Annotated in this window: 20 protein-coding genes and 1 pseudogene; 10 read left to right on the top strand and 11 right to left on the bottom strand. The window is 39.6% G+C overall.

Annotated features, from left to right (window positions below; all coding sequences use genetic code 11):
- Positions 1-118: 118 nt before the first annotated feature.
- Positions 119-1,294, bottom strand: coding sequence for a DNA double-strand break repair nuclease NurA (locus IQ259_RS05745; protein WP_193882229.1), 1,176 nt, complete (start codon positions 1,292-1,294; stop codon positions 119-121).
- Positions 1,295-1,418: 124 nt separating this feature from the next.
- Between IQ259_RS05745 and IQ259_RS05740 the strand changes: the two genes are divergently transcribed.
- Positions 1,419-1,604, top strand: a complete 186-nt coding sequence (locus tag IQ259_RS05740; protein ID WP_193882227.1) for a type II toxin-antitoxin system HicA family toxin — start codon at positions 1,419-1,421, stop codon at positions 1,602-1,604.
- Entirely contained in the window at positions 1,601-1,816 is a 216-nt protein-coding gene (locus IQ259_RS05735) for a type II toxin-antitoxin system HicB family antitoxin (protein ID WP_370568001.1), read from the top strand. The genes IQ259_RS05740 and IQ259_RS05735 overlap by 4 nt, the downstream gene beginning before the upstream one ends.
- Positions 1,817-2,214: 398 nt before the next feature.
- Here IQ259_RS05735 and IQ259_RS05730 read toward each other — a convergent pair whose 3' ends face one another.
- Positions 2,215-3,003 carry an HAD family hydrolase gene (locus IQ259_RS05730; protein ID WP_193882285.1) on the bottom strand — a complete coding sequence of 263 codons (789 nt, stop codon included), beginning with the start codon at positions 3,001-3,003 and terminating at the stop codon, positions 2,215-2,217.
- Positions 3,004-3,408: 405 nt separating this feature from the next.
- Between IQ259_RS05730 and IQ259_RS05725 the strand changes: the two genes are divergently transcribed.
- The 6 genes from IQ259_RS05725 to IQ259_RS05700 all read left to right on the top strand — a co-directional run bounded on the left by IQ259_RS05725 (position 3,409) and on the right by IQ259_RS05700 (position 9,244).
- Positions 3,409-3,957: a peroxiredoxin-like family protein gene (locus IQ259_RS05725; protein ID WP_193882225.1), complete on the top strand. Its 549-nt coding sequence runs from the start codon at positions 3,409-3,411 to the stop codon at positions 3,955-3,957.
- A 106-nt stretch (positions 3,958-4,063) separates the two neighbouring features.
- Positions 4,064-5,245 carry an FAD-dependent oxidoreductase gene (locus tag IQ259_RS05720; RefSeq protein WP_193882222.1) on the top strand — a complete coding sequence of 394 codons (1,182 nt, stop codon included), beginning with the start codon at positions 4,064-4,066 and terminating at the stop codon, positions 5,243-5,245.
- Between the two features lie 75 nt (positions 5,246-5,320).
- Complete coding sequence (locus IQ259_RS05715; protein WP_193882219.1) at positions 5,321-6,514, top strand: ABC transporter substrate-binding protein; 1,194 nt, start codon at positions 5,321-5,323, stop codon at positions 6,512-6,514.
- A gap of 7 nt (positions 6,515-6,521) precedes the next feature.
- Entirely contained in the window at positions 6,522-7,472 is a 951-nt protein-coding gene (locus IQ259_RS05710) for a branched-chain amino acid ABC transporter permease (RefSeq protein ID WP_193882216.1), read from the top strand.
- Positions 7,473-7,498: 26 nt separating this feature from the next.
- A complete protein-coding gene (locus tag IQ259_RS05705; protein ID WP_193882213.1) occupies positions 7,499-8,434 on the top strand; it encodes a branched-chain amino acid ABC transporter permease in 936 nt (311 codons plus the stop codon).
- 18 nt (positions 8,435-8,452) lie between these two features.
- The gene (locus IQ259_RS05700; protein WP_193882210.1) at positions 8,453-9,244 is read left to right on the top strand and encodes an ABC transporter ATP-binding protein; all 792 of its coding nucleotides are present in this window, start codon (positions 8,453-8,455) and stop codon (positions 9,242-9,244) included.
- Positions 9,245-9,814: 570 nt separating this feature from the next.
- Here the strand turns inward: IQ259_RS05700 and IQ259_RS05695 are convergent.
- Positions 9,815-11,143 carry a hypothetical protein gene (locus tag IQ259_RS05695; protein ID WP_193882207.1) on the bottom strand — a complete coding sequence of 443 codons (1,329 nt, stop codon included), beginning with the start codon at positions 11,141-11,143 and terminating at the stop codon, positions 9,815-9,817.
- Positions 11,144-11,157: 14 nt separating this feature from the next.
- Positions 11,158-12,255, bottom strand: coding sequence for a cysteine synthase family protein (locus IQ259_RS05690; protein WP_193882205.1), 1,098 nt, complete (start codon positions 12,253-12,255; stop codon positions 11,158-11,160).
- A 252-nt stretch (positions 12,256-12,507) separates the two neighbouring features.
- Between IQ259_RS05690 and rppA the strand changes: the two genes are divergently transcribed.
- Entirely contained in the window at positions 12,508-13,203 is a 696-nt protein-coding gene (gene rppA / locus IQ259_RS05685; RefSeq protein ID WP_193882202.1) for a two-component system response regulator RppA, read from the top strand.
- The gene (rppB, locus tag IQ259_RS05680) at positions 13,200-14,552 is read left to right on the top strand and encodes a two-component system sensor histidine kinase RppB (protein ID WP_193882196.1); all 1,353 of its coding nucleotides are present in this window, start codon (positions 13,200-13,202) and stop codon (positions 14,550-14,552) included. Before rppA ends, rppB begins: the two co-directional genes overlap by 4 nt.
- Positions 14,553-14,596: 44 nt before the next feature.
- Here rppB and IQ259_RS05675 read toward each other — a convergent pair whose 3' ends face one another.
- From IQ259_RS05675 to apcB, 7 genes and pseudogenes are all read right to left on the bottom strand, one after another.
- On the bottom strand, positions 14,597-15,832 hold the full coding sequence (locus IQ259_RS05675) for an LL-diaminopimelate aminotransferase (protein ID WP_193882194.1): 1,236 nt from the start codon (positions 15,830-15,832) through the stop codon (positions 14,597-14,599).
- Between the two features lie 73 nt (positions 15,833-15,905).
- Positions 15,906-16,004, bottom strand: a pseudogene (locus IQ259_RS27075) (TlyA family rRNA (cytidine-2'-O)-methyltransferase); the annotation flags it as partial.
- Between the two features lie 77 nt (positions 16,005-16,081).
- Positions 16,082-18,256 (bottom strand): Z1 domain-containing protein, encoded by a 2,175-nt coding sequence (locus IQ259_RS05670; RefSeq protein WP_193882192.1) that lies wholly within the window; start codon positions 18,254-18,256, stop codon positions 16,082-16,084.
- Between the two features lie 8 nt (positions 18,257-18,264).
- Entirely contained in the window at positions 18,265-18,729 is a 465-nt protein-coding gene (locus IQ259_RS05665) for a hypothetical protein (RefSeq protein WP_193882190.1), read from the bottom strand.
- Between the two features lie 191 nt (positions 18,730-18,920).
- The gene (locus tag IQ259_RS05660; RefSeq protein WP_193882188.1) at positions 18,921-19,256 is read right to left on the bottom strand and encodes a XisI protein; all 336 of its coding nucleotides are present in this window, start codon (positions 19,254-19,256) and stop codon (positions 18,921-18,923) included.
- Positions 19,244-19,663: a XisH family protein gene (locus IQ259_RS05655; protein WP_193882185.1), complete on the bottom strand. Its 420-nt coding sequence runs from the start codon at positions 19,661-19,663 to the stop codon at positions 19,244-19,246. Before IQ259_RS05655 ends, IQ259_RS05660 begins: the two co-directional genes overlap by 13 nt.
- A gap of 121 nt (positions 19,664-19,784) precedes the next feature.
- Positions 19,785-20,294, bottom strand: coding sequence for an allophycocyanin subunit beta (apcB, locus tag IQ259_RS05650; protein WP_193882182.1), 510 nt, complete (start codon positions 20,292-20,294; stop codon positions 19,785-19,787).
- Between the last annotated feature and the right edge of the window lie 9 nt (positions 20,295-20,303).

The raw sequence follows: 20,303 nt of genomic DNA, 5'->3' as shown, positions 1-20,303 counted from the left end.
AAAACTGTTAAGTTAACGTTAACTATTCAAAATTAAGATAAGAAATGTGACAAAAAGTTATTTAACGATGTTTGTAAAAGGTTGATAATTGTTTACAAGCAGCAAACTATGCAAATCTTTAAGCAATACTTCCCCGTTTTCGTGCTTCTTTGTAGGAAGTGCCGACATTCTTCAAACCAGCTTTAATCATTTGTTTTTCTAAAAGGGCAAAGAAACGCGCTTTATCGCCACCTCTTACCACAGCTTGATTATGCGCTTCTGCGATCGCCACTGGGTAGCCATATCCTTTTTGGACTTGCGCCAACATTAACCCCAAAGCTTCATCAAACATCGCTGCATTCTCTACAACCCATGCTGGTACTTCGATGCGGGCAATTTCCGCACCAACGTGGACGTAACAAAAATAAATGCTTTTTCCTTCATAAAACTCTAAAATCCGCGCATTACTCCGCCACAGAGGGCCGCGTTGTCCTGGTTGGAGTTGGGTTGACCACAAAGACGTGTCTCGTAATGGTTCAAAAACTTTGCAAGGAACTTTTTCTAACTGGTTTGGACAATAACTTACACAATCGGGGACTGGATGAGGACAAGCCATCAACCGCAAAAAGTTGATACCTTCAACATTACGAGAAGCGCTGAGATAACCCATTAACGGGATTTTTGCCTCACGCATTTGCTGCCAAGCTTGCAAAATCGGCGGTAAAATGCGATCGCGTGCATCAAGTGGTAATTGTTCCAAAAACCAATAAATTAACGAACCATCCACCATTGCGAGAGTTGGTGCATCTCCCCTAGCTGCACATGCTAATTCGGCTAGTACCGTTGTTTCACTAGCTGTACGACAAAAACCCATCCATTCCTCAGTTCTAATTCCCCACTGTCGAGACACATATAAATCTTCTGGGCGGTAAAATACCTCTGGCAAACTATCAAGTAGTGGATGGCGATTTTGACCGTAGTGTAAAACAACTCTGCCAATATTTAAGAGATAGCAGTAAGCAATTTCGTGATGGCTGGGTGCAATTTGTGAACCATCCGTTGCAATCACAGTATGTACCTTAGGCGGTACAGGAATATCAATGCGAGTTTCTAATGGCTCAATTGGAGTAGCATTAGCAAAGAGAATGCGATCGCGCCATTTCTCTTGACGTTCGATTAAATCTGACTGACACTCGTAAGCATTTTTTAAATGTTGTTGCGCTAACTCTAAACGCTGACGACCAGCAACAGCTTCTAGTGATAGATGCTGACTTAAACCTTGCATTTGTCGCGCTAATTTTGTCAGGTCAAGCATAGATTTTTAGAAGTTATATCAATTCTTTAAAATTCAACAACACATTCAAAATGCGAAACCCACATCAATCATATCTGACTTTCTTAATTACAAACTTGTACTGAGCGTAGCATAAACTTAAGAAATGAAGGTTAGAGATATAATCAAACTAATTGAAGAATATGGATGGTATTTGGCTCGAACACGAGGTAGCCATCGTCAATACAAACACCCTGATAAATTGGGTTTGGTTACTGTACCAGGAAAACCGGGTGATGATCTGGCTCCGGGAACATTGGATAGCATCTTAAAACAAGCGGGTCTGAAATGATGCAATATCTTATTGTGATTGAAAAGACAGAAACTGGATATTCTGCCTATTCTCCTGACTTACTAGGATGTGTCTCGACAGGAGAAACCCGTGAAGAAGTTGAACAAAATATGCGTGAGGCGGTAGAATTCCATCTTGATGGTTTGAAGTTAGAAGGATTGGAGATTCCGCAGCCCACAACCTCATCAGCTTATATCGAAGTCGCCGCTTAATACAGGTAAAATAAATGCAACGTGAATTTTACTGTTGGACTTGAGATGAGGCTATACTATGAGTCCAGTATTTAATGAACAAATAAGTATCATTCGTACAGAGCGTGGACTTATGATCGGCAGTACACGCGCAAGTCTCAAGGTAAAGTCGGACGGGAAAATATAAGTAGAGTATTTGTGTGGAAAATGACTCTTTTGAAGACTGGCTCATTAAGGTCTTTGATCATGTGATTCAAAACAACGGTAGTCCATAATACTGGATTCCATCACCTCTCATAAAGTAACATGCGATTATTCGATAACGGGAGAAACTAGCTGCTAAACTCACAGCATTGGGTATTGACCCAGACAAGCTTTGATAAACTAGAGACGCAAAATATCACGTCTCTACAACTTTTTTACAACCAATCAGAGAAGTTTTTGGCAAACTGCGACAGCGATAGTAACTGAATCCGCTGGTCATCTTGAGCAGCTTTTCTTTCTGGTTGAGTATTATAGCCCCAATCTGCCAAGAAAAGTTTTACATCTTCAAGGTCACCTTGCTGTTGAACTAACTGCAAAGTCTTAATTCGGTCTTCGATAAACCATAAACTAACTGGCTGTTGATTGGCTGTCTGAATTAATTCTCGCAGAATTTCGTATTTGGGTCGTTTCACTTCTTTGCCAAAAATTGCTGCTGACGGTAAATTCACCCCTTCTTGTTGTAACAGTTGCTGCACAAACCGCCCTTCTTTAGTGGTGACGATGAACAACTGCACATCACTATCTAGAGTCAATTTAATTTTTTCGATCACACCTGGATAAAATTTGTGCAGACTCAGCCAGCCATCTAAATCTGTAGCAATCCAGTCATCCCGCAGGTGATCTAGTTTTGCACCAATTTCTCTAGCCTGCAACTTATCATTTAACAAAATTTGTGGAGTAATCGTTACCCATTCCTGAAGAATCTGCTCATCAGACACTCCCTCTAACAAAGCTTTGATTAACAAAGGCATTTCCCAACCTGTTTCAATCACAGGTCTAAGACGGTAAAATCTTAAAGCCAAGTCATCGTCGGGTGGTGTATCGTTAACAGGCGACCAAATTGCACAGTAGGTACGCCATGCTACCTCAAAATATTCAATTAGTCCGTCACAAATTACTCCGTCAAAGTCTAAGGCTAAAATTGTAGGGCTACTGGCCGTCATAGTTTTGAGCATGAAAACTGCTTTTGCCAGCTTACCTGAAAAATCAAAATCTGATGGTAATTTTCGTTAGTTTTTGCAAAATATTGAAAGATTTAGATTCTCTACTTCTCTAAGAAGTTGGGGATATTTTTATTCACGCACGATTTAGAACTGCTATAGTTGCTATTACAAATATCTCTAAAAAAAGAAATTAAGAAAACATTATTTATTTTGTAGGGTTGACACATTATATTGTTCGCTCAAACCTGAATTTTTACCTTGTGCATACTTCCCACTAAAAAATTATTGATAACTTTTATAAGTTTTATCTTCAAAATAGTCTTGCTCAATAGTTCACCTTCAAGGTATAAACAGGTGCGAGGTAAATTTTTGACTGAACGCACCTATTAAATTGGAGACAAAATCATGATTACTCAATCCGAAAAAATGACCTCACCGAAACTAATCATGGGCAATCCGGCTCCTGTTTTGGAGGTCAAAACCTTAGATGGAAGCATTTGGAAACTAGCTGACCAAACCCCGGAAAACTACACAATGGTTGTGTTCTACCGAGGTCTACACTGTCCCATTTGCGAACAATATATTACCGATTTAGAGCAAAAACTTGATGCTTTCAAAAAACTAGGTGTAGGAGCGATCGCAATCAGCGGCGATACTGTAGAAAGAGCGCAACAATTTCAACAAAAAGCCAATACCCAAAATATCACAATTGGGTACAGCTTGACCCCCGATGAAATGCGCCGTTGGGGACTGTATCTCACCAAAGGACATTTTGAAAGTGAACCAGCTTTATTTAGCGAACCTGCTGTGTTTCTCATCAAGCCGGATGGTCGCTTATACTTTGCAAACATCGGTACTCATCCCTTCTCCCGTGTAGATTTTGGTTTCTTACTACAAGGACTGGAGTACATCATTCCCAGAAACTACCCTTTCCGTGGAACCGAGTGGGAGTAATTTTTAGACTAGATTAGCGTTAATTTTGTTAATAATGATGGGGTAAGGGTAGACAGTTGCTCTATCACTTACTCCACATAGCAAAGTCAGTGAATGTAACGCATAAATGCAGCAAAATTTACAGCCCATAGTTAAAGACTTAGTGCTGATTGGTGGTGGTCATAGTCATGCGATCGCCTTAAGAATGTTTGGTATGAAACCATTACTAGGTGTGCATTTAACTTTAATTAGCCCAGCATCCAATACACCTTATTCTGGGATGTTACCAGGACACATTGCCGGGTTATATAGTTATGATGAATGCCATATTGATTTGTATAAATTAGCTAACTTTGCTCATGCACAGTTATATATAGACCGAGTAATTGGTCTAGATTTAAACAATCACAAAGTCATTTGTGCTAATCGTCCTGCTATAAATTTTGATATTCTGTCTGTTGATATTGGCAGCACTCCAGCCACAATATCTGTATCTGGTGCAGCAGAATATACAATCCCAGCTAAACCAGTAGCAAAACTATTAGAACATTGGTATAAATTACTGCAAAGTGTAGAAGATAATCCCCAACAAAAACTTAAAATTGCTATTGTTGGTGGTGGCGCTGGTGGCGTGGAATTAGCACTGTCTATGCAAACACATTTACAGCAGATTTTGAAGGCAAATCAACAATCAATTCAAAATCTAGAAGTTCACTTATTTCAGCGCCATCAAAAAATATTGCCTCATTATCATTCCTCTGTGCAATACCAAGTAAAACAAGTTTTAACTAGTCGAGATATTAAGTTGCATCTAGGGGAAACTGTATCTGAAATTGCACCTGTGAGTAAGAGAAATGAAGAATTATTTACAGTTAAATGTGAATCTGGATTAAGTCTGGAGTGTCAAAAAGTTTTTTGGGTAACACAAGCATCAGCACCAGACTGGTTAAAAACTACAGGATTAGGAACTGATGAACAAGGCTTTATTTTAGTAGAAGATACTTTGCAATCTCAAACCCATCCACAGGTATTTGCAGTAGGTGATATTGCCACAATAGTAAATCATCCTTGTCCGAAAGCTGGAGTATTTGCGGTACGTCAAGGTAAGCCGTTATTTGAGAACTTGCAACGAACTGTATTAGGTAAGCCACTCAAAGCTTATAAACCACAACAACAATATTTAAGTTTAATTGGTACAGGCGACAAAAGAGCGATCGCCACCAAAGGCGCATTCACCTTACCACCCCATCCCCTATTATGGTGCTGGAAAGATTGGATTGACCGCCGTTTTATGGAACGCTTTCGTTAATTCTGCGCTGTACGATATCATAGTCTTCGCGCCTTGATAAATTTATTCCCCGATTCAGTACATAATTACTTTTTGATGAAAAACGCTTTTACTCATATCACAGCATTATTATCTACTTGCGCTTTATTACTAACCGCCTGTGGTGGCTCTAACACTAGCACAAACTCTACAAATAAAATTATTCCCATTGGTATCGCTGTTGCACAAACTAGTAATGTTGCATTACTCGGTCAAGAACAAGTTGCTGGAGCTAAAATTGCCGAGAAATATTTCAACGATAAAGGTGGGATTAATGGCACACCGTTTAAATTAGTATTTCAAGATACAGCCGGTGATGAAGCTGGAACAATTAACGCCTTTCAAGCATTAATTAATAAAGATAAAGTTGTTGGAATTGTCGGGCCTACTTTATCACAACAAGCTTTTAGTGCTGACCCAATTGCTGAACGTTCTAAAATACCAGTGCTTGGCCCATCAAATACAGCCAAAGGTATACCCGAAATCGGCGATTACATTGCTCGTGTTTCGGCACCTGTTTCTGTCGTTGCTCCTAATTCCGTAAAAGCTGCAATCAAACTAAATCCTAACATTAAAAGAGTTGCGGTTTTCTATGCACAAAATGACGCATTCAGCAAATCAGAAACAGAGATTTTTCAACAAACTGTGAAGGAGCAAGGTTTGGAATTAGTCACAGTCCAAAGGTTCCAAACTAGCGACACAGATTTTCAAAGCCAAGCAACCAATGCTATTAACCTTAAACCAGATTTAGTGATTATCTCAGGTTTAGCCGCTGATGGCGGTAACTTAGTTAGACAACTCCGAGAACTAGGTTATAAAGGCTTAATTGTCGGTGGTAATGGTTTGAACACTTCAAATATATTGCCAGTTTGTAAAGCACTTTGCGATGGTGTACTGATTGCTCAAGCATATAGCCCTGAACATCCAGGCGAAATTAATGCGGCGTTTCGTAAAGCCTATGTAGACCAATATAAGAAAGAACCACCACAATTTAGCGCCCAAGCTTTTGCCGCAGTACAGGTATATGTAGAAGCTCTCAAATCTTTAGATCAAAAGAGCAAAGTTAATCAGTTACAAATCCAAGAATTGCGAACAGAATTGAACAAACAGCTACTAACTGGGAAGTACAACACACCTTTAGGTGAAATTGGTTTTACACCCATAGGAGAAGTAGTCCAAAAAGACTTTTATGTAGCTCAAATTAAAATGGAATCAGACGGAAGTAAAGGCAAATTTACATTTTTAAAATAGTGACTACATGGATATTAGTCTGTTTTTACAACAATTATTAAATGGGTTATCTATTGGCAGTGTTTATGCAATTTTTGCTTTAGGATATACTCTAGTTTATTCAATTTTAGGCATCATTAACTTAGCTCATGGTGCAATTTTTACCTTGGGTGCATATTTCACATACTCACTCATGGGTGGAACTTTTGGATTTAACGGTTTGCTGGCTAATGCGGCACTTCCGGTACAATTACCATTTGCTATATCCATAATTATCGGAAGTGCCTTAGCAGGATTGGTAGGAGTAGTAATGGAACGTGTTGCTTTTCTACCGTTACGTCGTCAAGGATCTGACTCTTTGTTAACAGTTGTTTCTAGCTTGGGTGTAGCAGTAGTAATTGTCAATTTAATTCAGTATTTAGTAGGTGCAGAAAGTTACACATATCCAGCCAATACTTTTGGTAATTTACCACCTGCAATTAACTTCGGTACTGTTGAAAAACCAATTCCAATTCGCAGTGTGCAGGTGTTAATTTTTGTTGTATCAGTGGTAATTGTGGCAATTCTTACCTATTTTATTAATAAAACTAAATATGGTAAAGCCATGCAGGCGATCGCAGAAGATCCAACCACTGCTAGTCTACTCGGTATCAACAGCGATCGCTTTATTGTTCTGACATTCTTCATCAGCAGTTTTTTAGCAGGATTAGCAGGAACTTTGGTGGCTTCTAGCGTGAGTATTGCTGGCCCTTATTTTGGTATCGCCTTCGGATTGCGAGGTTTAGCAGTGATAGTCTTGGGTGGCTTAGGTAGTATTCCTGGTGCAGTACTGGGAGGATTATTAATTGGATTGGTAGAAGCTTTTGTCCCCGCAGAATATTCAGGCTACAAAGATGCTGTCGCCTTTGGTATTTTGTTTATCATGCTGTTAGTTAGACCTCAAGGTTTACTAGGTCGTCGATTTATTCAAAAAGTCTAATTAATTTTGCATTCTGACTGTCATTTATGGCTGATTTTTTTTCAACTTATGGTTCACTCATCGTCTCTATGGTGTTAGGAGCGTTATTAGGACTTTCACTTTATTTACCTCTAATGACTGGGCAATTATCTTTAGCAAGTCCAGGATTTTATGCTTTAGGTGGATATATTGCAGCGATTTTGTCCACAAAATTTTTTGCATCTAATAGTAATTCATTTCCGATATATTTACTTTTATTAGAAATGTTAATTGCTGGTTTAGTGTCTGGTATATTAGGTGCAGTTGTGGGAATTCCAGCCCTAAGGTTACGAGGAATTTATTTAGCGATCGCTACTATTGCTTTTGTCGAAGTATTGCGAGTTTTTTCCTTAAATTTAGAAATTACAGGTGGTGCTGTTGGTATTTTTGGCATTCCTCAACCCTTTCAAACACAAATTGAATATTTATGGATTGCTTTGCCATTACTATTAATTAGTATGGTGTTATTTTACCGTTTAGAACGTGTACGAGTTGGTAGGGCATTTACCGCTATTCGGGAAGATGAATTAGCAGCAGGGGCTATGGGAATTAATCCCACTTACTATAAAGTTTTAGCCTTTACTCTTGGTGCAATTTTGGCAGGAATTGTAGGTGCAATTAGCGCTCATTTTCTGAATACTTGGAATGCGCGACAAGGTACATTTGATGCTAGTATTATTTACTTAACTTTTGTTTTAATTGGCGGTTCCAGAACTTTTTTAGGTTCAGTTGTAGGCGGGATGGTATTTACAGCTTTACCAGAAATTTTACGCGCTATAGCCGACTCAGGTATTTTTCCTAATTGGTTAAATTGGTTAGCGCAATTTCTCAGAGATGGAAGATTAATTATTTTTGGTCTACTCATAGTGATAGGTACTATTTTCTTTCCTCAAGGTTTAGTTACTCCTGATATTTTTAAATTGAGTAAAGTAAGAAATAAGTAAATATATGCAAATTTAAAAATGGCTCAGATTACTTCTACAGATGAAAGCAAAGTTTTATTAGAAATCAAGTCCCTAACCCGCAGCTTTGGGGGTTTGATAGCAGTGAATAATGTATCTTTTAAAGTCAATCAATATGAGATTTTTGGATTAATTGGCCCTAACGGCGCTGGTAAAACAACTCTATTTAATTTAATTACAGCCTTCATTCCGCCTTCTGATGGAAAATTAATTTATCAAGGTACGGAAATATCTCAACTGCGTCCATATCAAATTGCAAGTTTAGGTATTGCTCGAACCTTTCAAAACATCCGATTGTTTGCTGAACTATCAGCATTAGAAAATATCATAATTGCCAGACATTTACATACTAAAAGTAATATGATTACAGGAGTTTTGGGATTGCCACCTGCTCCCAGTGAAGAGTACAAAAGTAGGCAACAAGCTTTAGAATTATTAGAATTAGTTGGATTGAGCGATCGCACCGAAGAAAAAGCTAAAAACTTCGCTTACGGTGATCAACGTCGCTTAGAAATTGCCCGTGCTTTAGCTTTAAAACCACAAATTTTACTCCTAGATGAACCCGCAGCAGGGATGAACCCCAGTGAAAAACAGCACCTGAGTAAATTTATTCGCAATATTCGCGATCGCTTCAATTTAACAATCATTCTAATTGAACATCACGTACCCTTGGTAATGGGTTTATGCGATCGCATTGCTGTTTTAGATTTTGGGCAATTAATTGCTTTGGGTGAACCATCTGTAGTTAGAAATAACCCGGCTGTAATTGCAGCTTATTTAGGAAATGAATGATAAGCTGTTAAGCATATAAGAAAGCACATTAAGACCGCAAGGGGGCAGGGAGCAAGGGAGAGGGTTTGCAGCTTTTACTATTATGAAAATTGTGCAATTTAAATGACGACTAGCTTATTCCTACAATTACAGCAAAATTCAAGGGAAGGCTGTACTATTTTCTGTGTGTCTTGGTTTTAGCGTTTACACATTATTGTGCTGCCGCCCAAATGACAAACCAAGGTTATCCCGCTTTTGTCACTTTCCGGGAGGGCAATTGCTAGAAGTCTTATGAGGCAATCAATACAAGCTATCCTATTAGAAAAAAATGGGTCTTGTATTTGTGATTAGAAAATAATCGTGCGATCGCTTGCTATGCAAAAGCTCTAGAATTCAGCAATAGCAAATGTTTTCGGAGAGTGACAGAACAGGGTTATAGCAGTAGCCAAGGCAGTTAGGACATCGGCCAATGATAAAACTCATGTACTAAAAGACTTTTAACCCTGTCACATGCGGTCACTGAGCGGCTGGTGAGCGCAGTCGAACCATGCCGAAGTGTCACCTGTTCCCTGTCACCTGCTATATATCCAATTATTTACGTTGTAGCGCGAGAAAAAGTACTACCACTTCACTAATTACACCCGCAAGCATTCCAAATGCTGCTGAAGTAGCTCCACTATGTCTGGTAAAAATCAGACTTCCACACACAACTAAAGTAAAAATTGCCGCAACCAGTGTTGCCAAGTTGATGAACCAGTTCTTGCCTTTGTGAATAAGCAGCCCTTGAAACGTATTTTGCAGAGCCAAAAGCAGGGGTAAACATGAGAGTATTTGTACAACTGGACGAGCTGCTTCCACAAGAGGGGGATTATTCCCCAAAAATTGACGCAGTAAAAATAATCCTTGCTCTGTATACCCCAGCCAAAACGGTATTAAAGTAAAACTCAGCCCGACAATAATTACAAAAGCAGCAAGTGTTCGCTTGGAAGTTTCTTCATAAACAGAAATTACCACTTGTTGAATCATGCGTGTACCGTTAGCGACTGAAAGAACAAGTCCCCAGGCCGCAGGCCAGACAGCAAGTGCCAGACTGCCATCGAATGAACGAGCAATCAGACTCAAGAGTATGGCTCTTGCACCCCAAACCACAAGCATTGTTGAGGCTAAAGGAAGATAGTAAAAGGTGACTCCACCAAAGGTTTGAGGCAGTTTCTTAGTCTCAGAATATACTTGTTGGTTAAGAATAGCGATCGCACCAAGACGCAAACAAAACCATGTCACCAATACTGCCTCAATGAGTATGGCTCCCATCATGGTGATCCCTGCGAGCATTGCTCCATCTAACCGCAAACTTACTCCCACTGCCAGCGCCACAATTACCCAAGTCAATCGCGCTACACTCGCCCAACCTACAGCTATGCTTTTGTGGGCGCGAATTAGCAACCCTTGAAAGAATCGCCGCCAAGCAATCACGAAAGGCCACAAAAACATTAATAAAAAAGTAGTTCTGCCTCGTGCGGCAATTGATGAGCTAACGCCGAATATATCCAGCAGTAACCAGTTATATAAAGGTTCCCAGGTGAGTAACAGAAAGATACCACTAAGAACTAGTCCCCCAATTATCGTAAACTGCCAAAGTGCGCGTCGAGATTTGGCTTGGCCTCCCAGTGCTGTTGAGGCATGAAGAATCATGATGATCGGGCTTTCTAAAAATATAGCCACTCCTTTAACTACCCCGACTCCGGCTAATGTCTCTTGGGGAAAGGGTAGGCGACTAAGTGCAGATGTCTGAAGCGGATCTCCCAGAGTCATGGCCACATCAGACAGGGAAAGTGGAATAAACTGCGTCAGTAGTGCTAGTAGCGATCGCCCAGAACTTATTTGATTACTTTCTTGTTTCTGTTGGGGTGAGGTGTTCATGATATTTTTCAGCACTACTCAAAATACACGGGACTTAGTGAAGCGATCGCATCCTCAAGATGTGAGTCTTGTTTCAGGGTGAATCCATGACGATCAAGCCAATCGGAATCATACACTGTCTCAAGATATCTATCCCCTCGGTCTGGATTGATCATCAAAATCCGCGCACCAGCACCAAGCTCACGCGCCAGATGCAGTCCACCAGCTACAATTGCTCCTGTTGACGCACCCAGAAGCAATCCCTCACGACGTGCCAGGGCGTGACACACCGAGTAAGCCAAATCTTCGGGTACTATGTAAGCGCGATCGAGCAGCGAGAGATCCAAATTCGGTGGAAAGAAAGATAACCCTATACCCGTCATCTTGTACGGTTTTGCTGGTGTTCCCATAATCACTGAACCCACCACATCAACGCCAACAATACGAATTTTCGGGAATCGCGGTTTAAGATAATGAGCTATTCCCATGATTTGCCCCGCAGTACTCACACCAACTACCACAGCATCAAGTTCATCAGCAAAGTGGGCTTCAATTTCCCGCGCAGTGTAGTATGAATGTGCCTCAGTATTCCAAGGATTCAAGTGCTGACATGGATACCAAGCATTAGGAATGGTTGCTACAAGTTCTTTCGCCCGTTTCATTCGTGCCTTTTGCATAGATCCCGATTCGTCTGCTTCATGTAGCGGTACATCGACAAGTTCAGCACCATACGCTTTCAACATCCGTCTAAACGGTGGAGCAGTTTTGGTATCGACAACAATCATAACTCGATACCCCCGGACTGCCCCTACCATCGCCAGCCCAACGCCGAAATTTCCTGAGCTTGACTCGATAATCGTACCACCAGGTACAAGTAGCCCCTCTTTCTCCGCACGTGTAACCAAATAGACTGCATTTTTCTCCTTAATTGATCCTCCGGGATTACAACTTTCAAGCTTCAATAAACACTCTGATTCAAGGCATACACGGGAGATGTTTCCAATCCTGACAATCGGCACATTTCCTAGTGCCTGAGTAACATCGACAGATGCAATTTTTTTGTATCTATTACGATTATTACATTGTGAACTATAAAAGTTATCGAAAGATAAAGACTTGGGAAGATAATTCATATTCAATATCTAGAAAAATGAGGAATATTCCACTATAAATAGACCCGATATTTCTATGGTGAAGGATGAATATGAAATCAAGATGAAATTTCAGTTCTTGTCTTAAATATTTCCCCAAAAAATAACAACTTACTGTTGACAGATGAAGTCTAAATTAATCGGTATTTAAGTTACAATCCGTAGGGCGAAGAAGATACTAGCCCACAAGAGATTGATAAAATTTTGATATGTAAATGAGAGGTATTTTAGCTTATGAGAGTGCTACTAGTCGAAGATGAACCAGATTTGGGTGCTGCTATTAAACGAACTCTTACACAGCAGAAGTACTTGGTTGATTGGGTAATGGATGGTACTGATGCGTGGGCATATTTAGAAAATAAGTGGACACAATACACGTTAGCTATTTTTGATTGGATGCTACCGGGAATGTCAGGTTTAGAGTTGTGCAAAATACTACGTTCTTACAAAAGCCCTCTGCCTATATTGATGCTGACAGCAAAAGATCGAATGGAAGATAAAGTTGCTGGACTAGATGCAGGTGCTGATGACTACTTGGTAAAGCCATTTGGGATGGCGGAATTACTGGCTAGATTGCGGGCTTTGCAGAGGCGATCGCCTCAATTTCAGCCACAGGAATTAACTGTTGGCAACTTGACTCTAGATTACGGCAACAATATGGTTGTTAGTCAAAATACTGCGGGAAATAAACAGGAAATTCCTCTTACTAATAAAGAATTTCAGCTACTAGAGTATTTTATGAAGCACCCGAACCAAATTGTTACCACTGAGCAAATTCGTAATCAGCTTTGGGAAGTGAGTGCAGAACCAGTTAGTAATGTGGTTGCTGCTCAAATGCGTTTACTGCGTCGTAAACTAGCTAATAGTGGTTGTAAGAACATGATTGAAACTTTGCATGGTATGGGATATCGTTTCAATTTCACGCCATGAATCAAAATAAACTGTTTCAGCAAACCCGCTTGCGTTTGGCGCTGTGGTATGCGCTCGTCATGGCTTTGATTTTAAGCCTCTGTGGATTCGGTATTTATAGAGCAATTTCTCATGCTCATTGGATGACATTAGATCGAGAATTGGAATCTGTTGCCGGAACATTACACGACAGTATTGAACTGAAATTACAGCAACCTGGTGAATTAGAACCAGTTATACAACAGCTTTTACCTAATATTTGTGTGGTTGATAAAAGGTGTATTCAAGAGGAGTTAAGTTCTAAACGTCATATTTTAAGCGCAATCAATCAAGGTAATTATTATGTGCGTTTTTTTGATAATTCAGGACGCTTGATTGCGATCGCCGGAAATTATCCCCAAGGATTGTCTCAGTTTTTTAATAAGGAACTTTGGCAAACTCTAAAAGATAGCAAAGGACATCTCTACCATCAGATTTCTTTTGTTCTGCACACTCAAGAAAATCGTGATTGGGGTTACATTCAAGTAGGTCGAAGTCTTGCAGACTTCAAGAGTTATCTTGTGGCTGTGAAACTCACTTTAGGATTGGGATTACCAATAATCATGATTCTGGTTGGTGTTGCTAGTTGGTGGTTAGCACGATTAGCAATGCAGCCGATTTATCGATCATATAGACAAATTCAACAATTTACAGCAGATGCTGCACACGAATTACGGACACCTCTAGCCGCAACACAAGCAACAGTAGAATCAGCCCTTTTGATGCCTCAAATAGAAGAAATAGAGGCGCGGGATATTCTGCAAACTCTCCAGCGTCAGAATCAGCGACTCACAACTCTGGTAACAGATTTATTACTGCTGACTCGCCTGGATCGTCAATCAGTACCAATGCAACGAGACATTTGCTGCTTGGATGATATCATTAACGATTTAATAGAGGAATTTGCAGCATTGGCGATCGCTCAAGGTGTAACATTGACATCTTCAGTACGGATGTCAACTTCTTTGGATGTTATTGGTAATGCAGATCAACTTTATCGCTTGTTTTCTAACTTAATTATCAATGCAATTCAATATACTCCAAAAGGCGGAAAGATCACCGTTTGCTTAGACCGCAGTGACCATTATGCTGTGATTCAGGTTCAAGATACAGGCATTGGGATTCCGCAGCCGGATCTGACTCAGATTTTTGACCGCTTCTATCGAGTGAATAGCGATCGCTCCCGTAGCACTGGTGGTTCTGGATTAGGACTAGCGATCGCTCAAGCAATTATCCATGCACACCACGGCAGTATAGATGTGCAGAGTAAATTTGGTAAAGGTAGCACTTTTACTGTTAAGTTACCTTTCGATGTCCGCTCACATCAATAACAGTCAGGTAGAAACATGAGGTGAGTAATGCTCACCTCAAACTTTTACACCTTAAACTTCTCTGTAATTCGCTTCATCGCTTCCTCTACATTCTCACGGCTGTTGAATGCAGAAATGCGGAAGTAACCTTCACCCGCAGCCCCAAAGCCAGAACCAGGTGTACCGACAACATTGCAAGTATGCAGTAATTTATCGAAGAAATCCCAACTGGAAAGGCCATTAGGTGTTTTCACCCAAACGTAAGGCGCATTTACACCACCATAGACTGCTAGTCCAGCGGCTGTCAGTTTTTCCCGAATGATTGTGGCATTTTCTAAATAGAAATTGACCAATGCCTTAATTTGTGCTTGTCCATTTTCAGAGTAAACTGCTTCCGCACCTCGTTGGACGATGTAAGATACACCGTTGAACTTGGTGGACTGGCGGCGGTTCCACAACTTCCACAGTTCTACGTCGGAACCGTCGGCGGCTTTGGCTTTCAAGGTTTTGGGTACGACGGTTAAGGCGCAACGAGTTCCGGTAAAGCCTGCATTCTTGGAGAAGGAACGAAATTCGATCGCGCAATCTCTTGCACCTGCAATTTCGTAAATGGAATGAGGTAAGGAAGAATCGGTAATATACGCTTCGTAGGCTGCATCAAAGAAAATAATTGAGCCGTTGGCTTTGGCGTAGTCTACCCATGCTTTGAGATGTTCTTTGGTTGCAGTTGCACCCGTGGGGTTATTGGGAAAACACAGATAAATTAAGTCAACTTTTTGCCTAGGAATTTCCGCTGTAAAATTATTTTCTGCGGTAACTGGCAGATATACTAAGCCTTCAAATTCGCCTTTATCGTTGGCTGAACCTGTGTGTCCTGCCATAACATTTGTGTCTACATATACAGGATACACAGGATCGGTGACAGCAATGACGTTGTTGTTACCAAAGATATCGAGAATGTTACCTGTGTCGCACTTGGAACCATCGGAGATAAAGATTTCATCAGCATCTACTTCTGCTCCCCGTGCTTGAAAGTCTTGGGCTGCAATTTTTTCCCTTAACCAAGCATAGCCTTGTTCTGGCCCATAGCCTTTAAAAGTTGCGCGATCGCCCATTTCTTCCACAGCTTTAATCATCGCTGTGCGACAAGCTTCTGGTAAAGGTTCGGTAACGTCGCCGATTCCCAACCGAATAATTTTGGCATCAGGGTTAGCTTCGGCGAAAGCGTTTACCCGCCGCGCAATTTCCGGGAACAGATAACCAGCTTTCAGCTTCAGGTAGTTGTCGTTAATCGTTGCCATAGTAATATAGTGAAACACGCACTACAACAGCTTACAGCTAATTGCTCTTGGCGATATCTCTCTTTTATCACGCGATTACCTGCTCATTCACATTAACCTCATCCGTCTGAATTAGCCTCTGTTCTATGGCGCGAGAAGAACATAAATTTAAATTTACGAGTAGCGTATCCAATCGCTAATTAACCAAGCTTACCTTCTAAAAATTTTCACCTGAATTTTTCGTTGAAATTAGAATGGCACTTTCAGACATTACTCATCTTCAGCATAATTAAACATTAAAACAAATTTTTGTTTAGGCAAAACTAACATGGGTAGATAGATGGGATGTCCACCCCATCCCTTATTTTTATCTCCTTTTTGATAACAAATAATTAATGTTGGAATATCAGTATATTCTTGTTGAGCTTTTATTGACCACCTACCTGAACCGAAGCCAAACATCCATTGAAAAGGTTCTTTTCTGGCCATATCTAATCCTTGGTTATGATTTCTTTCACCTCTGCGAACATTTAAACGGCCTTTTGTCATACCTTTCGATTTCATGTCTGTTAAGCCTTTGATTATACGCTTATCTTCCCATTTTTCTGAAGGTACATAATAACTTTTCGTATAACCGAGTATTTTAATAATAAAATCTATATCTACTTCATCATATAGATCATTATCTTGATAATTAATTAAAAGCTTTTCAATCTCTCCAAAATTTTGCTCAATTTCTTCTTTTTTATAAGCTGGATTTTGAGGAAAAACTAACGAACCTGGGACTAATACATCAATGACTGATGGATCTAAAACATTAGAGCGGGTTGGTTTTAAATTTCCTCCTATCCATACAGGTTGAAGTTGAATATTATGAATGTCATCTCCTATTGCTTGACGCATTGCTTCATCCGCTTCGTGAATAGAGCGAAAAGATTTTAGTATATGTTCAGGTAAAAAAAGACGGGTAACATCTTTCAGTTGTGGACGATAACCATACATTCGAGCGTGTTGATGAACCGTATCTATCATTTTCTGTTTTGGATCACGCCCATAATAAGTTACCATTAAACCGTCAATTGTAACTCCCCGACCCAATCTATTACCTCCTATTAGTATATTCATACCTGGATTATAATTAGGTTGTTTGTCAGGATTATTTGCATTAATTATTTTAGGTGTAATTACACTACCAATTTGGCTTTTTAACTCATCTATTAATTCATCTAGTGTAGGTAAGTTATTGGCAGTTTTATTTAACTCTTCATAAGCTTGTTCTAACCATTTTCTAGCTTGTTTATTTTCTGTCTCAGAACTTTTTTCTCTGATTGCTTTATCTAAATTAATCACAAACTGACCAATAACTTTTTCTAAAACACTATGTATATCTTGTTTATAACAAATATGAGCAAGAAAGGAATACTTTGCATCTTCTTGATCCGAAGATAACATTTTGTAAGTTGAACCTAGAAAGAAGCAACACAATGCAAGTCTTAATCCTTCAGGAATTATCCATTGATTACCAGGATTAATTGAACCTTTTTGTTTCTTCAATAGGTTAATTTCTTCAGCATCTACAATACAAGAGTAGTTACTTTGCTCTGTGAAAAATAACTCTCCTCCCATATAACTAACTCCTGGCTTTGGTAGTGCTGCACAAAATTTTGGTTTACAAGGATGAGAGAGCTTTTGTAATAATAAACTCTGGGGAGTTGCAGTGATTTGAATATAAATATGATTAGAAACTTCTTGACGAATTCCACCTATTTTTTCAAAAATCGCACTATCTGAAATCGTATCTTTACCTTGTCTAGCTTGTTTAGATTCATTCGTATTTAAACTAGCATTATCTGCTTCATCATCAAAAATCAGTGTGGGGACATATTTGACTTTAGCTTTTTTTAAAACCTTCAATAAATTCTCCAAGTGATGAACATTTTTTGTAGAGACTAATACAATACCTCTATCTTTGATATAAGGTATAACTTTAGTTTCTGCAAAACCATCGGGGTCTTTTTTCCATGCTTCCCAATCAAAAAAAGCAGGGCCTTTAATTTGATTGTTAAATCGATCAGCCGTTTGTTTCCCTAACCAAGTATTATCAGATGTTAAGATGATAAAACAACGAAAATTATTTTCATGAGCCAGTGCTAAAGTTGCAATGGTTGTGTTTGTCTTACCACTTTGAACTCGACCATAAATGAGTCCGGTTGTACCATTTGGAATAGGGTCTTGTCCTTTATAAAGTTGCTTGACTAACCCTGTGCTATTTTTTCCAACATCACCAGCACCAAAATTTTCTGAATAAACATTGACACAGTTTTGAACAACTTCAATAGCGGTTTCTTTAAGTTGATTAGCTTCTTTTTGTCCGATTTGTTTCTCTAATCTCTTAATTAATCTATTAATGCAGTCGCCATTATTTTCGATAGGAGTATTCGTCATAAATTATTTCATGCTGATAAAATTGCATCCGGCCAATTATTTTGAGGGATTGTTCGCTCTAAAGGCACTCTCCCAGTACCTTTAACATAATAACTCCCTCTTAGTTCTCTTTTTACAGAAATACGCTGATTTGCTAAACCTTCATTCTGATCAAGAATTGTCCATAATTGTTCTTCTGATAGACAACAAATACCATCCCGATGACAAATTAATGCGATAAAAAGTTTGACATCAGGATAACTTTTTTGAAAACTTATCAGCGCAAATTCTTCCTGTGAACTGAAGCTAAATGACCAAGAAGAATTGGGCTTTTTTGATATTTTAAATAAAATGGCGGATTGTTTATTTTTACTTTCAGTGAGATAAAGAGACGGATGAATGCAAGATAAATAACTTATAGATACATGAGACGTTCCTTTAAGGAGTCGGAGAAAAGCTGCACCGTGCAAAAATTCTAGATCATTAATGCTCATGGAACTATTGGCTTTAGCTGTATACTATAATACATAGTATACAGCTAAAGTTTAGTATTGTTGTTAAAGGGATATAAGTCATTTTGGCATTGCGGAATAAACGAATGATTCGTGTAGGATAAGCAGCTAGATGCTCATCCCACACGAAAGTAAGCAAAATTTTAGCCTTACCACGCCCTACATCAAAATAATTAAGATATAGCAAAATCTGTGTATTGGCGCAGTTCTGCGGGATGGAAACCTAACACAATATCTTCGCGCGGGATACCAGCTTCTAACAATGCTGTGGCTACAGGTTCAGACGTACCATCATACTGAATCCACACTTTATTATTAATAATATCTATATGCACTACTGAACCATGCACGCGGCGCACACCATCCCAGCCAACATGTACTACTTCGTAATGGTCGCGTTCTGAGTCAATAACTGCTTCCGTTTCTATTTTACCATTAGCAGGTTTGTGTCCAGCATATTCAAATATCAATTGACGAATAATTTCTCGATAACGAGTTAGTTTATCCATTTGATAATCCTCTCTAGTTGCTCGTCAAAAACAATTAGGTTTATTCCTATTTTATTAACAATTAGCTGACCAAAACGTTCAGAAAATATACCTTCGTAAACACGCTTATTCACTGCCAAATAAAGTTGGCGTGTTGGCTCTACTTCTTTCAGCACAGTGCGATAAATTTCATACTGTCCCACAGCCTCTTGCAAGTCACTCACAGGAGAAAGACTTAGAAAACTTTTGATTTCAACGGCTATTTTTTCATTATCTTTCTCAGCAGCAATTGTAACTTTTTCTGCTCCAATATCTATGTAAAGTTCTCTACCTCCATAGGCGAGATAAAAGGGATCATTGGTTATTACCCAACCATCTGCTATAAGTGCTTGAATGACTGCGGCATGATAGATATCTCTGGCAGGCATTGGTTGAAACTCACTCCTTAAGTATAATCTTTGTAAAAAAGCGATCGCTTCTCGTTAACATAATCAAGAGGCGATCGCTTTATTAAACTATATGACAGACATCTAGCTGATCTTTACGTCACTAAACATCCTGTTCACTCAACTCACGGGTGATGTGATCAAAAGGTTCATCCACAAAAGCAGTATCAACCACGCCAGCTGCTGCTACTTGTTCCTTAACCATATCCTTCATCAGCTGGACACCGCGAACTGTTGGGCCAATAGGTACTCCTAGAGAATTGTAAGTTTCTCTCAACCCTTGTAGTACACGCTCATCCAACACATTTGTATTACCAGCAACCAGCGCATAAGTAGCGTAGCGCAGGTAGTAGTCCATATCCCGCAGACAAGCTGCATAACGACGAGTTGTATAAGCATTCCCGCCGGGACGAATCAACTCTGGTAGTTCTTCAAATAATTTAGAACCAGCCTGCTTGACGATCGCCGCAGCATTAGAATTGATTGCAGCAGCAGCTTGTACCCGTGCTGTGCCGCTTTCAAAATAAGATTTCAGACTGTCGATCGCATTCCGGTCAAAATACCGCCCAGCTACGTCATAATTCTTAATTAAACTTGTGACTGCATCGCGCATTCCTTCTTC

It is taken from the genome of Fortiea sp. LEGE XX443 (assembly GCF_015206815.1).
GTDB lineage: Bacteria > Cyanobacteriota > Cyanobacteriia > Cyanobacteriales > Nostocaceae > Nostoc_B.
Note: the sequence above shows the minus strand (reverse complement) of the source record. Positions and strands in the feature narration are given on the sequence as shown.

Excerpts from the sequence above, each read along its gene's own strand:
- IQ259_RS05670 (WP_193882192.1), bottom strand. The coding sequence starts at position 18,256 with ATGACGAATACTCCTATCGAAAATAATGGCGACTGCATTAATAGATTA.
- IQ259_RS05690 (WP_193882205.1), bottom strand. The coding sequence starts at position 12,255 with ATGAATTATCTTCCCAAGTCTTTATCTTTCGATAACTTTTATAGTTCA.
- IQ259_RS05740 (WP_193882227.1), top strand. The coding sequence starts at position 1,419 with ATGAAGGTTAGAGATATAATCAAACTAATTGAAGAATATGGATGGTAT.
- IQ259_RS05735 (WP_370568001.1), top strand. The coding sequence starts at position 1,601 with ATGATGCAATATCTTATTGTGATTGAAAAGACAGAAACTGGATATTCT.
- IQ259_RS05720 (WP_193882222.1), top strand. The coding sequence starts at position 4,064 with ATGCAGCAAAATTTACAGCCCATAGTTAAAGACTTAGTGCTGATTGGT.
- IQ259_RS05695 (WP_193882207.1), bottom strand. The coding sequence starts at position 11,143 with ATGAACACCTCACCCCAACAGAAACAAGAAAGTAATCAAATAAGTTCT.
- IQ259_RS05715 (WP_193882219.1), top strand. The coding sequence starts at position 5,321 with ATGAAAAACGCTTTTACTCATATCACAGCATTATTATCTACTTGCGCT.
- IQ259_RS05745 (WP_193882229.1), bottom strand. The coding sequence starts at position 1,294 with ATGCTTGACCTGACAAAATTAGCGCGACAAATGCAAGGTTTAAGTCAG.
- IQ259_RS05705 (WP_193882213.1), top strand. The coding sequence starts at position 7,499 with ATGGCTGATTTTTTTTCAACTTATGGTTCACTCATCGTCTCTATGGTG.
- rppA (WP_193882202.1), top strand. The coding sequence starts at position 12,508 with ATGAGAGTGCTACTAGTCGAAGATGAACCAGATTTGGGTGCTGCTATT.
- IQ259_RS05655 (WP_193882185.1), bottom strand. The coding sequence starts at position 19,663 with ATGCCTGCCAGAGATATCTATCATGCCGCAGTCATTCAAGCACTTATA.
- IQ259_RS05660 (WP_193882188.1), bottom strand. The coding sequence starts at position 19,256 with ATGGATAAACTAACTCGTTATCGAGAAATTATTCGTCAATTGATATTT.
- rppB (WP_193882196.1), top strand. The coding sequence starts at position 13,200 with ATGAATCAAAATAAACTGTTTCAGCAAACCCGCTTGCGTTTGGCGCTG.
- IQ259_RS05725 (WP_193882225.1), top strand. The coding sequence starts at position 3,409 with ATGATTACTCAATCCGAAAAAATGACCTCACCGAAACTAATCATGGGC.
- IQ259_RS05665 (WP_193882190.1), bottom strand. The coding sequence starts at position 18,729 with ATGAGCATTAATGATCTAGAATTTTTGCACGGTGCAGCTTTTCTCCGA.
- apcB (WP_193882182.1), bottom strand. The coding sequence starts at position 20,294 with ATGCGCGATGCAGTCACAAGTTTAATTAAGAATTATGACGTAGCTGGG.
- IQ259_RS05730 (WP_193882285.1), bottom strand. The coding sequence starts at position 3,003 with ATGACGGCCAGTAGCCCTACAATTTTAGCCTTAGACTTTGACGGAGTA.
- IQ259_RS05675 (WP_193882194.1), bottom strand. The coding sequence starts at position 15,832 with ATGGCAACGATTAACGACAACTACCTGAAGCTGAAAGCTGGTTATCTG.
- IQ259_RS05710 (WP_193882216.1), top strand. The coding sequence starts at position 6,522 with ATGGATATTAGTCTGTTTTTACAACAATTATTAAATGGGTTATCTATT.
- IQ259_RS05700 (WP_193882210.1), top strand. The coding sequence starts at position 8,453 with ATGGCTCAGATTACTTCTACAGATGAAAGCAAAGTTTTATTAGAAATC.